The following is a 13,661-nucleotide window of genomic DNA, read 5'->3' as shown; positions in this document are numbered from 1 at the left end:
GCCTTGGCACTGACGAGACGGTCGATGTTTATGGACAGCGAAAATCGACGCAGAGCCACAAAGGCGGGCTGAGGTGGTGCGGGCGAAAGACGCGTCGTTCCTATGCCGCCACGAGGCTTTCAACATAGGCCCGCCAACCTCCATAGCCTGTGATATCACGCGCGCCCTCCAAGCCCGCTGATTCCACCAGGAAGCCCTTTGCGGCGCTTCCGTCGGCAAGGGTAATGGTGCCGATACCCAGCGGGGCAGGGATGGCTGCGACGAACTGACCGAAGGCAGCCGGCGTCAATTGCCAGACCTCGACGGCGATCTCCGCACCCTTGCCGTCGTCGACGCGGATAAGGCCCGGCTTGGCCGGGGTTTGGCCGGCAAGGGCGTAGAGGCGATAGGAAGCAGTCGTCCGTATGGCTTTCAGGAACTGGGCCCCGAGTGTCTTGAGCTGCCCGTTCAGCGGCATCCCGGACAGATGGGCGCCAACGACAACGAGATTGATGCGATCGCCTTTCGTCCGCGCAGGGATTGCTGCTGGCGCGGGCTGGGGCCAACCGGTAGCCCCGAGCGAAAGGTGGGTGGCTCGATGCAGATCACGTGCGAGCGCCGCCGTCAGCTCATCGCAACCGAACGGCGCAAGCAGGGTCACGCTTGCCGGGAGGCCGTCCTGGCGCATTCCGGTCGGAACAGCGATGCCGCACATATCGAGAAGGTTGACGAAATTGGTGTAGGTGCCGAGGCGCGAGTTCTCCCGGATCGGCTCCGCCGCAAGGTCGGCGACAGTATAGTGTGTCGGGGCCGTCGGAACGCAGATGAGATCGACCGAGGCGATCAGCGGGGCAAGCTTGCGTTTCAGCGCCTGCAAGGCGTAGAGCCCATTGAAGGCATCCGCCGCTGACAGAGCTTTTGCCCCACCGTAGATCTTCCGGGTGACCAGATGGAAGCTTGCTTCCTTTTCGTCGAAGAATGGCTTTACCGCAGCATAGCGCTCGGCGACCCAGGCGCCTTCATAGAGCAGGTCTGCCACCTTGTAGAAATCGCCAAACGGCAGTTCGACCAGCTTATGGCCAAGCTTTGTCAACGTCTCTAAGGCTGCGGAGTAGGCGGCCTCCATCTGGTTGTCGCCGAAGAATTCAAGATCGGTTCTGGCCGGAATGCCGATGGTCAGCGCTGGCGGCGCGGCAGCGGAGCCTGACACATCCACGGTTCTCGAATAGCTATCGGTCGGGTCGGCGTTGGCCGCCACTGAAAAGACCGACCATGCATCATCCACCGTCAGCGCGAAGATGGAGACGCAATCGAGTGTGCGGCAGGCGGGAATGACGCCGGTCGTCGACAGCGCACCGAGACTGGGTTTCAGGCCGACGATGTTGTTCAACCCAGCCGGAATGCGACCGGACCCCGCTGTGTCGGTTCCAAGTGCAAAGCTGACGATCCCGTGGGCGGTTGCGACTGCCGAGCCGGAGCTCGATCCGCCAGGGACCAATGTCGCGTCGACAGCATTGCGGGGAACGGCATAAGGCGTGCGGACGCCGACGAGGCCGGTGGCGAACTGGTCGAGATTGGTTTTGCCGATAACGATCGCACCGGCCTGTCGCAATAGTCGGACCACGGTGGCATCCGCTTGCGGCAAATAGGAAAAGTCGGGGCAGGCGGCCGTGGTCGGCATTCCCGCGACATCGATGTTGTCTTTAACCGCGAAGGGAACGCCCCAGAGCGACTTCGACAGAGGATCGAACGGCCCGAGCGTTTCAGTTTCGGCGATCAGGCTCGCCTTTTCCGCCAGATGCAGGAAAATGCCGGGGTCGTCGACGGCGGCGATGCGGGCGAACACCGTGTCGATCATGTCCACCAGGGTCCATCCATTGCCATAGGCGGCGTGCAGGGATGCGATGTCGAAAGCCTGTCCGTCGGTCATGCTGCTTCCTCTTCGAGGATCTTCACCGGCCTGTCCCATTGGATGAGTACTACGCAGCCGGTGTCGCTCCAGACGGAATGTTCGGTGCCCGGCGCGTTCACCAGATAGCTGCCTTTGCCGTAATCGCCCGTCTCGTCCGATTGCGTGCCGTCAAGGACGAGGATGGTCTCAAGTCCCTGGTGCAGATGAAGAGGGACCGAAGCGCCAGCGTCGTATTTCAATAGCGCCACACCTGGCTGGTCACCTTCGAATTGGCGGATCCAGTGGATTGTCACGCCCGGCCGGAAGGACCCAAATTCGAGGTGGCGCCACCCCTCGGCGGTCAGATGTTCGCGTGTCGTCTCAGGCACGGTCCATTCCTTTCAAAATATCATCAATATGTGCCGTCCAGCCGACGATCGCGCCCTGGGCGCGGATCATCGCGATGGCGGCTTCTTTGAACTCCGGGAAATAGCTCTCCGTCGCTTCCTCTGCGAGGATGCATTCGTAGCCCCGGTCGTTCGCCTCGCGCATGGTCGTCTGAACGCAGACTTCCGTCGTGACGCCCGCAAATACCAGCTGCGTGATGCCGTGGCTCTTCAGTATATCGCTAAGCGGCGTGGCGTAGAATGCCCCCTTGCCGGGCTTCTCGATGACGACCTCGCCGTCGATCGGTGCAAGCTCCGGGAGGATCGCGGTTCCCGGTTCGCCCGCGATCAGCACGCGACCCATCGGCCCTACGTCGCCGATGCGCAGCGCCGGACTGCCGCGGTTTTGCTTGGCGGGCGGCAGGTCGGAAAGATCGGGCCGGTGGCACTCCATCGTGTGGATGACCGGCAATCCGGCGACACGAAAGCCGTCGAGCAGCCGCTTCACCTCCGGCACGATGCGCGTGATGCGGCTGACGTCGTTGCCGAGGCTGGCCCCGAAGCCACCGGGCTCGGCAAAATCGCGCTGCATGTCGATGACGATGAGCGCGATGGCGTCTTGCCGCAGCGGAAATGCGAAGGGTTGGGCCTTGATCTCCGCCATCAGTGATGCCCCGCCATATGCGCGCCGATGACGGCTATATCGGCCGCAAGTGCCGGCGTTTCGTAGACGAGCCGGCCCTCCGAGATCACCATGATCCGGTCCGACATTTCGAGCAGTTCGTCGAGGTCCTCGGATAGAAGAAGGACGGCGGCGCCGGCATTGCGGGCCCGCATGATCCGTGCGCGGATTTCAGCCACTGCCGAGAAATCGAGCCCGAAACAGGGATTGGAGACGATCAGCAGATCGACCTCGCCGGTCAGTTCGCGTGCGAGTACGGCACGTTGCACGTTGCCGCCGGAGAGCGCCGCGATCGGCGAGGAGGGCGAGGCAGTCTTCACCTTGAAATCCGCGATCAGAGCCGAGGCGCGTTTGCGCATGCCCCCCATGTTCAACCAGATCGCGTCGGCCCCGCTCTCCTTGAGATCGAAGGTGCGGAAGGAGAGGTTCTCCGTCACCGTCATCTTGGGCGCGCAGGCATTCTGCAACGGCTCTTCCGGGATGAAGCGGACATGGTGCTTTCTTGTCTCCTCGCGGGTCGCGCGATAGTCGGCGCCGTTGACGCTGATTGTGCCCGAGTTCGCAGGCCGCTGGCCGGCAAGAATCTCGATCAATTCCTTCTGGCCGTTGCCGGAAATGCCGGCGATGCCGACGATCTCTCCCGCCCGCACCGTCAGGTCTTCGATATCGATCATTTTCAGGCCCGAGCGATCCGGCGCCTTGATCTGCCGAAGCGCGAGCACCGGCTTGGCGTCTCTCTCGACCGGCAGCCTCGTATCCAGCTCCGCAAGTTTGACATCGCCGATCATCATCGACGCCATCTCGCTGGTCGAAAGCTGGCCAACCTTACCGCCGCCGACCAGCTTGCCACGTCTGAGGATGGTCACGGCATCGGCAAATTTGGTCACCTCGTGGAATTTGTGCGAGATCATCAAGACGGTAAGTTCGCCGCGCTCAGTCATGCCGCGCACCAGGCCCAGCATCTCGTCGGCCTCGGCGGGCGTCAGCACCGACGTCGGTTCGTCGAGCACCAGGAAGCTGCGTCCGAGATAGAGCTGCTTGACGATTTCCAGCTTCTGTTTTTCGCCGGCCGCAAGATGGCTGACCGGGCGGTCGAGCGGAATCTGGAAGGGCATGCGCTCCATGAAGGCGGCAAGCGCCTTGCGCTCCTTTGCCCAGTTGATCACGGCCGGCACTTCCGTTCGGCTGATGACCAAGTTCTCCGCGCCGGTCAACGACGGCACAAGGGTGAATTGCTGATAGACCATCCCCAGGCCATAGGTGGCTGCGTCCTTCGGCGAGGCGATGGACACCTCGCGACCGTCGACCGAGAGCGACCCGGAGGTCTGGTGATAGAAACCCATGATGCATTTGACCAGCGTCGACTTTCCGGCGCCGTTTTCTCCCAGAAGCGCATGAAACGAGCCGGCGGGAATATTGATCGAGACATGATCGAGTGCGGTGAAGCTGCCGAACTTCATGGTCATGTCGAGCGTCTGGACGCCGACGGCAGCGCCCGGCTGGGGCAGGGGTGTGTCGGTGACCAGCATCATGGCAATTGGCCCACGAGCGAGGTCGAGTTCGAAACGGAGCCGAAGACGCCGCCCTGCATCTTCACCATCTTGATGGCGGCCAAATGGTTGCCGTAATCGGTCGCGCCGCAGCAATCCTCAAGCAGCAGGCATTCGAAGCCACGATCGTTGGCCTCGCGCATGGTGGTATGGACGCAGACGTCCGTCGTGATGCCGGTCAAAATGATATTCTCGATACGCTTCTGGTTGAGGATCAACTCGAGATCCGTCGCACAGAAGGAACCCTTGCCGGGCTTGTCGATGATCGTCTCGCCCTCCAGCGGCTTCAGTTCGTCGATGATGTCCCAGCCGGGCTCTCCACGTATCAGGATGCGGCCGCATGGGCCGGGATCGCCGATGCCGGCATTGATCCGCTGCGAACGCCAGTGCTTGTTCGCCGGCAGGTCGGCCAGATCAGGGCGATGGCCTTCCCGTGTGTGGATGATGTGATAGCCCTTGGCACGCATCGCCGCGAGCACCGACCTGATCGGTTCGATCGGCGCACGCACCAGCGACAGATCGTAGCCCATGTGATCCACGTATCCGCCGGGGCCGCAGAAATCGGTTTGCATGTCGATGACAATCAGCGCCGTGTTGTCCGGCCGGAGGTCGCCATTATAGGGCCATGGATAGGGGTCGGCGGTGATATAATGTCTCTTGGTGGTTGCCATCGCATCCATGGAGTCCATCTCCTATTTGGTGATCGAAAGTGCGCCCGGCGCGCCGGAAAGCGAGCGCGTCGGCGATGAGGTGATGATCATGATGACGAGCGTCATCACGTAAGGTGCAGCGTAAAACAGGTAGTAGCCTTCCGAGACGCCTACCGATTGCAGGGCCGGGCCAAGGGCGCCGGCGCCGCCGAACAGCAAGGCGGCGAGAAAGCAGCCGATCGGGTTCCAGCGCGCGAATATGACAAGCGCCACCGCCATCAGCCCCTGGCCGGAGGAGATGCCCTCATTCCAGGAGCCGGGATAATAAAGTGAGAGATAGGCTCCGCCGACCGCCGCAAGCGATCCGCCGACCGCGGTCGCCAGCAGCCTGATCCGATCCGGGTTGATACCTATGGCACGGGCAGCATCCGTGCTGTCGCCGACGACGCGCAGGATCAGCCCCATTCTGGTGTTGCGGAAAGCCCACCAAAGCAGGACTGCCAGCACAGCACCGATGATGAAGAGGACGTTGATGTTCAGCGCTGCCTGTATCTGCGGGTAGCTGGACCATGCGCCGAACGGGATGGACGGAAGATGAGGTGCTGCCGGCTTGATGAAGGCCTTGCCGAGGAAGAATGCCAGCCCAAGGCCAAACTGCATCATGGCGATACCGATCGCGATGTCGTTGACCTTCGGCCACTTGCAGATCCAGCCGTGAATGGTGCCGAATACCGCGCCAGTCGCCATAGCGGCAAGCACGCCGAGCCAGGGCGAACCGGTCATGACCGCGACCGCATAAGCGGTCATCGCGCCGAAGACGAGGGTCCCCTCGAGACCGAGATTGATGCGGCCCGAGCGTTCGGTGATGGTTTCGCCCAGACTGACGAAGATGAAGGGGGTGGAGACCCTGATAGCGCCGGCGAGAATGGCAAGCGGCACGCCCCAGAGGCCTATTGCTGTCGATTCCATCAGGCGCTCCTCTTCCAAAGATCGGGATTGAATATCTTGAAGCGGCCGTAGAACGTTTCCGAAAACAGGATGATCACGAAGAGCGTACCCTGCAGCACGAGCACGGTGGCGTCGGGCAGTCCCATGCGGCGCTGGATGAGACCGCCGGAGGCGTTGATGCCGCCGAGCAGAATGGCGACGGGAATGATCGCCAGCGGATTGTGGCGAGCGAGGAAGGCAACGAGGATGCCGGTGTAGCCATAGCCGGCGGCGAGCGAGGCATTGGCGCTCCCCTGGACTGCCGCCACTTCGATCATGCCCGCAAGGCCTGCGAAGCTTCCGGCGATGCCGGTGAATCCGACGATCAGTCGACCAACCGGGAGGCCCTGGATTTGTGCGGCGCGGACATTGCCGCCGGCGATGCGGGCAGCAAAGCCATAGCTGGTGATCTCGATCAGGACCCAGGAGAGAATGCACGCGACGATGCCGATGACGAGGCCCCAGTGCACGTCCATGCCCGGAATGTTACCCAGCCTGTCCGCAGCGGGAAGCGGCATTGTCGAGGGCTTGTTGAGACTTGCCGGGTCACGGAGCGCGCCTTCGATGAACTGGTTCATCAATGCGATGGCAATGTAGGCCATTAGCAGCGAGGCAATGGTTTCGTTGACGCCGCGATAATGCCGGAGGAAGCCGACAAAGCCGATCCAAGCGGCGCCCACAACCATGGAAGTGATCGCCATTGCGAGAAGCATCAGGAGAGGGGGCGCCCCGTTCACCAGTGGCAACGCGATTGCCGCCGCCGCCACGCCGCCAAGCACGACGGCGCCTTCGCCGCCGATGACCACCAGGCCGAGGCGTGCCGGTAAGGCGACGCAGAGCGCCGTCAACAGGAGTGGCGCGGCCCGGCTGAGGCTGTTCTGAATGGAGAACCAGCTACCGAACCCACCTTGGTACATGAACCGGAAGAGGTCGGCCGGGGACTTGCCGACCGCCAGGATGAAGAGGGAAAAGAGCGCCAGTCCGACCAGGATTGCACCAAGACCGATAGCAACCGGTTCCGCCCGCCGCGCCGCCCACTCCAGCGTCGGTCGCAGTGATGTCTGCCAGTTGGTTTCGCCTATCGCCGATACTGCGGAATTGTCTGCCTCGATCGTCATGACGCTCTCCCCGCTTGTTCAAGCCGTCGAACCGACAACACCCTCGACGAGATAATCCATGCTCTCCAGCTCGATCGCATCTTCGGCGTAGCTCTTGCCCGCATCGACGATCTGCTTGCCCTTGTTGTCCTTCATCGGTCCTTTGAAGACGGAGAAGCTGCCGGCCATCATCTCGGCCTTGGTCGCCTCGAATTTCTTGGCCGCCTCCGCTGAGACACCAGGACCGAGCGGGCTCATCTTGACGAAGCCGTCCTTAAGGCCGCCGCGCACGAAATTCGGAAGCTTTTCGCCGGCTTGCGCCTGTTTGATGAAGTTCGAATAGACGTTGCCCCACGCCCATTCGGCGCCGGTCAGGTATTTTTCCGGAGCAAGCGGGCTCTGATTGGCATGGTAGCCGCAGATGAAGGCGCCGCGTCCGGCGGCTGTCTCGACCACGACCTTCGGGCTGTCGACATGGCAGGTAATGACGTCGGCGCCCTGATCGATCAGCGCGTTGGTGGCCTCCGCCTCCTTGACGGCTAGTGACCACTCGCCGGTGAAGATCACCTGGCATGTGATGGCGGGGTCGACGGAGCTGGCGCCCAGCAGGAAGGAATTGATGTTCTGCAGCACCTGCGGAATGGGCTTGGCTGCAATGAAGCCGATCTTCTTGCTCTTGCTCGCATAGCCTGCAGTGACGCCGTTCAGATATTGTCCTTGTCCGATGTAGCCGAAATAGGAGCCGGTATTCATCGGGTTCTTGTCCTTCTGCCAGAGGCCGCCGCAGTGGCGGAACTGGATGTCGGGATATTTGGCGGCCATCGCCAGCATATGGGGGTCGAAGTAGCCGAAGGATGTCGGGAAGATCAGCGTGGCGCCGTCGAGATTGATCATGGATTCCATGGTCTTCTGAACGTCGACAGTTTCCGGGACCTTCTCCTCCTCAACGACGGTAACGCCCGCCATCGCCTTGACGACCGCCGCGCCCTCGGCATGCGACTGGTTATAACCGTAGTCGTCCTTGGGGCCGACATAGATGAAACCGACGGTCAACGCTGACTGCGCAAATGCGCCCGTAGAGAGGAAAGAGGGCGCGAGCCCTGCAGCAGCGCCAGCGGCAGAGGTCTGCAGAAAAGAGCGGCGGGTCATAGAAAGGAGTTTGGTCATCGGAATGCTCCTCAGGTGGCGATAGCCGGTTTGAAATCCTACAAGAAAGTGTATGCAATGACCGTGCCAGTTCTTAAGCCTCTGAGAATAAAAGAGTTAGTGATATATCACTCGCTAGGCGGCAAAAGTGCATGCACTTTTTCGGCCAGAATGCTGAAAATAGAAGCAGCAAATAAATAATGTGCAGTTATGCCACTATGTCGCGATCTGAATTTTGGGCGAGGAGGTTGAATTGGCGGCTTCGAAGGCAGAAATCGTCTCTACTGACGTGAATTTGACATCTTCGATGTCCGCATGCATGTGTATGCAATAATAAGAGCGTTAGATTCGAGCGTGAAACACGTCAGGCGAAAACAGATCATCCGGGCTGGAACGACCGTCGAGCAGGTCGTACGAGCGGTCGCGGATCTTATCGTTACCGGAGAGATGCAGCCGGGCGAGCGCCTCGACGAGCTCTCGCTCGCTGTCCGCTTCGAGGTTTCGAGAACACCCGTGCGGGAAGCGCTCCGCCAGCTCTGCACCATGGGGTTGGTCGGGCGCGAACCGAACCGTAGCGCTGTCGTCACCAATGTGACGGGCAAATATCTCTCTTCGATGTTCGAGGCCATGGCAGAGCTTGAGGGTATCTGCGCCCGGCTTTGCGCCGAGCGGATGACGATCGAGGAGCGCCGCGCGCTGGAAAACGGCCATCGAGCCTCGATGAAGCTGGTGCATTCCGGCGACGAAGAAAACTATGCCGCATACAACATGGAATTCCACACCCGGCTCTATCGCGGCGCCCACAACGACCATATTTGCGATCTCGTAACGCAGACCCGCGCACGGCTTGCGCCATTCCGGCGCGCCCAGTTCAGGCTGCCCGGACGCCTTGCAAAATCCTATGACGAACATGCCGGCATCGTGACCGCGATCATGCGCGCCGATGGCGAAGGGGCGGGCCGCGCCGCCTACGCCCATGTCGCAATCGTCAGCGACGCAAGCGCCGTCTTCGCCTCGATAGGCGAGGATGAAATAACACCGCGGGGCAAGGAAACATAAGGCGTTTAGTGGGCAAAAAGGCCCACTGCAAAATAGACCAGGGCGGAAACCACTGCCGCTGCCGGTAGGGTGACGATCCAGGCTATGACGATGTTGCCGGCAAGGCCCCACCTTACCGCGGAAACGCGGCGCGCGGCGCCGACGCCGATTATCGCTCCGGTAATGGTGTGGGTGGTCGAGACGGGGATGCCGAGCCAGGTTGCCGCAAACAGCGTCAGGGCTCCGCCTGTCTCCGCGCAAAAGCCCTGCATCGGGTTCAGCCGGGTGATCTTCGATCCCATCGTGTGGACGATCCGCCAGCCGCCGAACAGGGTTCCGAGCGCCATCGCGGACTGGCAGGACAACACCACCCACAGAGGAACGTGGAATTCGGGGCCGATCCTGCCCTGCGAATAGAGAAGGACAGCGATGATGCCCATTGTCTTTTGGGCGTCGTTGCCGCCGTGACCCAGAGAGTATAGCGAGGCCGAGACGAATTGCAGGATGCGGAACGTGCTGTCGACGGCAAAAGGCGTCTGACGCACGAAGATCCAGGATACCAGCAACACAAGGAAAAGGGCGAGGATGAAACCCAGCAGCGGCGACATCACAATCGCTCCGACCGTCTTCAGCAGGCCGGACCAGACGATGGCGCTGAAGCCGGTCTTGGCAAGCCCGGCGCCGACCAATCCGCCGATGAGCGCGTGCGATGAACTGGACGGGATACCGAACACCCAGGTGACAATATTCCAGACGATCGCCCCCATCAACGCAGCGAACACGACCTGAGGGGTTACGATCGCCGAATTGATGATCCCGGTTCCGAGTGTTTCGGCGACGTGTAGCCCAAAGAACAGAAACGCGATGAAATTGAAGAAGGCAGCCCAGAGAACCGCATATTGCGGACGAAGAACCCGGGTCGAGACGATTGTCGCGATGGAGTTGGCCGCATCGTGAAGCCCGTTCAGAAAATCGAAGAACAGCGCAATCGCAACGAGGCCCGCCAGCAGCGGAAAGGCGAGGGTGGCCTCCATCAGACGTTCTCGATCACGATGCCGCTGATTTCATTGGCGACGTCTTCGAACCGGTCGACCACCTTTTCAAGCTCGCCATATATTTCACTGCCGATGATATAGGCCATCGGATCGCTTTTCCCGTAGCGCCGGAACAGGTCCTTCAGCCCTAGGTCGTGCAGTTCGTCGGCCCGCCCCTCCACACGCACTACTTCTTCCGCGATGGCGCTGAGCCGGGCGGAATTTGGCCCCATGCGATTGAGAAGCGGAATGGCTTCCGCAACAAGCTTCGCCGCCTGGACGATGACGGCGCCCATCTCCTGCATTCCCGGCTCGAAACTGCTCTGCTCGAAAAGGCGGATCGTCTTGACCGTCTTGTGCATCATGTCGATGGCATCGTCCATCGACATGATGAGATCCTTGATGTCGCCGCGATCGAACGGCGTGATGAAGCTCCGGCGCACCGCGAGCAGCACTTCTCGCGTAATGTCGTCGGCATCGTTCTCAAGCTCGACAATGCGGCTGCAATGACGCTCCGTCTCACGGCCCGAAAGCAACACTTCCAGCGCCTCCGCCGCGCCAACCACGGTCCGCGAATGTTTCTCGAAGAGCTCGAAAAACTTATCTTCGCGGGGCAAAAGCTTCCTGAACCAACCGAGCATCACAAACCATCCATGCATTGTCACAAATGCGTCATATTCGACAGTGGCGAGGAATGAAAGCGGCATCCGGGCCATTCAGCATTGATGGAAAAGGGTTGAGCCAATTTTGTTTATCTGGAAAGCATGGGTGGCTGCCACGGTCTGGGTCCGGTGCAAGCGGCGAAGGTCGGTCCGCAGTGAGCCCGCACCCGTCCAAGTCTCTTCAAGATTGCGTCGAGCGTGGTGCCGCAAGATGATCGCGGCACCACAATTGGCTCCTCATAATTCCTCCCAGCTATCCAGTGCAGGGGAAGCCGCGTATCGAGTGCCGCGGCGGTTTCTTCGATCGACGCTGTCGACTGCGCAACTGAACGCAGTGTTTCGCCCAGTTGTTGGAGCGCACCGTTCAGATCGTGTCGCAATGCCTCGAAATCTGTAGCGAAGGGCGCGCTGAGTTCGAACGCCAGATCAGCCACCGCGAGCCGCCCCAACCCGGAAGCCGGGCCTGCCGCTGCCTCTTGCAAGCGTTTTTGAGCGGCTGCCTCCGCTTCCGCCGTCGGCCGAACGCGGCTGGCCTCGGTCTCGATACGATTGGCTTCGGCCGCCTGCTCGAGCCGCCTATTGGCTGCCCCTTGCGAAATACTTCCACCGCACTGGCCACCGCACCGATCTCGTTGGAACGCCCGGCATAAGGGATGGCCTTGGCGGTATCGGTTGTTTATTTGCGTTCGAAGGAGGAGAAGGCCTTGGCCTGCTGGTTCGGCGCCGATACGTCGAGATAGCTCATGATGCTGTCGACGTGGGTTACCTGCGAGCGCAGGTTGTCCAGGGATTTACCGGTGAGATTGGTGCCGGCAGGCAGGCTTGCCGTCAAAGGGTTCTCGTACTGGCCGTTGACGCGCAGCTCGTAATAGAGATGAGGGCCTGTCGAATAGCCTGTTGAACCGACAAAGGCGATGACTTCACCTTGCGTCACGCGCTGGCCAACCTTCAGGTCACGAGGCGTCGAGGAAATATGGGCATATGTCGTCTCATAGCCGCCGTCGTGACGAATGCGGACAAATTTGCCGTACCCGGTCTCGGAATCGATTTTTTCGACGATGCCGTCGCCGGCTGCGAGGATCGGAGTTCCCATCGGTGCTCGGAAGTCGACGCCGTTGTGGAATTTCTTCACGCCAAGTATCGGATGGATGCGCCAAGCGAAACCGTCGCCGAGCTTGCCGCCGGGGACGGGGCGGTGCGCGAGGTATTTCGCCACCGAATGGCCGTCCTCGTCGTAAAATTCCGAGAGCGCTTCCGGCCCGTTGCGATGCAGATAGAAGCGGTGCGCCTCGTCGCCGGAATGAAATTCGATGAACATCAGTTCCTGGTTGTGATCGTCGGATTTGCGGAAAAGCAGATCGACGCTGTCAGGCGCATTGTCGCCGACGCCAAGCGTAATTCCTTTCGAGTCTGCGAGTTTCATCAGCCCTGTCGCGGCGTCGTCGGAAAGACCCGCCCGTTCAAGCCGGGAGCGAAGGCCTGTCTCATCGCCGTCCCGCACACCCTTGAGGTCCACTGCCGCGACCTCGGTCGAAGACGGAGCCTCTGGCTGGCTTTCGCTATAGAGAGTGGAGAAGAGATGGTCGTCCGAAAGTGCGACGAAGCCGTCGGAATCATCGCGAGCCACGACGCGTTCTCCACCCTTGTCGCCGTTCAGCTTCGCCATGATCAGTTTTGGCTGCCCGTCGACCGGGTTCTTTTCCATCAAAAGCTCGAGGCTATCACCCGGTGCGATTGCGTCGGTTGCTAGCGCCTGCACAAGCTCGTCGCGGTTTTCGTCTCCGAGACCGGCGGTTTCGAGCACGTCGGTCAATTCCTGCCGGTTCTTTGGCATGGATACCAGGCGCTTGATCTCGCGGGCGGGCGGCGCCTCGGCCGAGGTGTAGCTGACATTGAGCGGTACGCCCCGGATCGGAAAACGCGACCGCTTGCCGGAGATCATCGTGCCCGGCGGCGAATAGATGCCGTTGCGCAGATCCGCCAGTATGGGCTGGGACAATCGGGCGCTATAGGCTTGGCTTTCATCGATATCCGTGGAGGCCGCAGCCATGGCTGCGCCGTCGCCATATTCGCTCGCATCGCCTTTGAAGACCAGTGTCAGACGGTGATAGGTGAATATCCTGGTCTCACCGCTGGAAAGCGTCTCCGCAACCTGGGCAAACCGCGATCCGTCGAAGCGCTTCCGACCACTAAGGCGGCTTGCCTTCGGCATCGAAGGTAGAGATTGCGTGACCTCGGAATGCGCGACTTGAACCGCCTGTGCAATCGTGTGTCGGGCGAGCAGGGGATAGATCACCGCCGCAAGCAGGCCGACCGATGCCGCTCCGCCGAGGCCTATGGCAATGAGATGGCGCAGATGTGCCGAGCGCGGCAAGAAGGGAATGTGAAATTCGTGGTGTGGATGTGCCTGTATTGCCGCTTCCGCCGGGAATTGAACGTAGAGCGGACTTTCAGCCATCGATGCGGGGAACCCTTGAAGATCACGGTGATGGCCAAGCTAAGGCAGAACATGGCGAAATATGGGCAAACGTTACCGCAAATTTAATTTTCCAGCTGTTC

At 60.9% G+C, this 13,661-nt stretch carries 12 protein-coding genes; 1 reads left to right on the top strand and 11 read right to left on the bottom strand.

What is annotated here, in order from left to right; genetic code table 11:
* Positions 1–100 precede the first annotated feature (100 nt).
* From atzF to CPY51_RS19990, 8 genes are read right to left on the bottom strand one after another with little or no spacing between them, the layout of a single operon-like run.
* Entirely contained in the window at positions 101–1,909 is a 1,809-nt protein-coding gene (gene atzF / locus CPY51_RS20025; protein ID WP_111162001.1) for an allophanate hydrolase, read from the bottom strand.
* Complete coding sequence (locus CPY51_RS20020; RefSeq protein WP_111162000.1) at positions 1,906–2,259, bottom strand: cupin domain-containing protein; 354 nt, start codon at positions 2,257–2,259, stop codon at positions 1,906–1,908. The genes atzF and CPY51_RS20020 overlap by 4 nt, the downstream gene beginning before the upstream one ends.
* Positions 2,252–2,920 carry a cysteine hydrolase family protein gene (locus CPY51_RS20015; protein WP_111161999.1) on the bottom strand — a complete coding sequence of 223 codons (669 nt, stop codon included), beginning with the start codon at positions 2,918–2,920 and terminating at the stop codon, positions 2,252–2,254. The genes CPY51_RS20020 and CPY51_RS20015 overlap by 8 nt, the downstream gene beginning before the upstream one ends.
* Entirely contained in the window at positions 2,920–4,470 is a 1,551-nt protein-coding gene (locus tag CPY51_RS20010) for an ABC transporter ATP-binding protein (RefSeq protein ID WP_111161998.1), read from the bottom strand. The genes CPY51_RS20015 and CPY51_RS20010 overlap by 1 nt, the downstream gene beginning before the upstream one ends.
* Complete coding sequence (gene biuH / locus CPY51_RS20005) at positions 4,467–5,168, bottom strand: biuret amidohydrolase (RefSeq protein ID WP_111161997.1); 702 nt, start codon at positions 5,166–5,168, stop codon at positions 4,467–4,469. Before biuH ends, CPY51_RS20010 begins: the two co-directional genes overlap by 4 nt.
* 12 nt (positions 5,169–5,180) lie before the next feature.
* Positions 5,181–6,107 carry an ABC transporter permease gene (locus tag CPY51_RS20000; protein ID WP_111161996.1) on the bottom strand — a complete coding sequence of 309 codons (927 nt, stop codon included), beginning with the start codon at positions 6,105–6,107 and terminating at the stop codon, positions 5,181–5,183.
* Complete coding sequence (locus CPY51_RS19995; RefSeq protein ID WP_111161995.1) at positions 6,107–7,243, bottom strand: ABC transporter permease; 1,137 nt, start codon at positions 7,241–7,243, stop codon at positions 6,107–6,109. Before CPY51_RS19995 ends, CPY51_RS20000 begins: the two co-directional genes overlap by 1 nt.
* An 18-nt stretch (positions 7,244–7,261) precedes the next feature.
* On the bottom strand, positions 7,262–8,389 hold the full coding sequence (locus CPY51_RS19990) for a BMP family ABC transporter substrate-binding protein (RefSeq protein WP_111161994.1): 1,128 nt from the start codon (positions 8,387–8,389) through the stop codon (positions 7,262–7,264).
* Positions 8,390–8,683: 294 nt separating this feature from the next.
* Here CPY51_RS19990 and CPY51_RS19985 point away from each other — a divergent pair, with 294 nt between their 5' ends.
* Positions 8,684–9,427, top strand: coding sequence for a GntR family transcriptional regulator (locus tag CPY51_RS19985; RefSeq protein ID WP_111161993.1), 744 nt, complete (start codon positions 8,684–8,686; stop codon positions 9,425–9,427).
* A gap of 5 nt (positions 9,428–9,432) precedes the next feature.
* Here the strand turns inward: CPY51_RS19985 and CPY51_RS19980 are convergent, their stop codons facing one another.
* The 3 genes from CPY51_RS19980 to CPY51_RS19965 form a co-directional block, all read right to left on the bottom strand.
* The gene (locus CPY51_RS19980) at positions 9,433–10,440 is read right to left on the bottom strand and encodes an inorganic phosphate transporter (RefSeq protein ID WP_111161992.1); all 1,008 of its coding nucleotides are present in this window, start codon (positions 10,438–10,440) and stop codon (positions 9,433–9,435) included.
* Entirely contained in the window at positions 10,440–11,081 is a 642-nt protein-coding gene (locus CPY51_RS19975) for a DUF47 domain-containing protein (RefSeq protein WP_111162063.1), read from the bottom strand. The genes CPY51_RS19980 and CPY51_RS19975 overlap by 1 nt, the downstream gene beginning before the upstream one ends.
* A 697-nt stretch (positions 11,082–11,778) precedes the next feature.
* Entirely contained in the window at positions 11,779–13,560 is a 1,782-nt protein-coding gene (locus CPY51_RS19965; RefSeq protein ID WP_111161990.1) for a M23 family metallopeptidase, read from the bottom strand.
* Between the last annotated feature and the right edge of the window lie 101 nt (positions 13,561–13,661).

Source organism: Arminella tubonensis (assembly GCF_003240585.1).
GTDB lineage: Bacteria > Pseudomonadota > Alphaproteobacteria > Rhizobiales > Rhizobiaceae > Rhizobium > Rhizobium tubonense.
The sequence above is the reverse complement of the archived record's forward strand: the minus strand, read 5'-3'. Positions and strand labels throughout refer to the sequence as shown.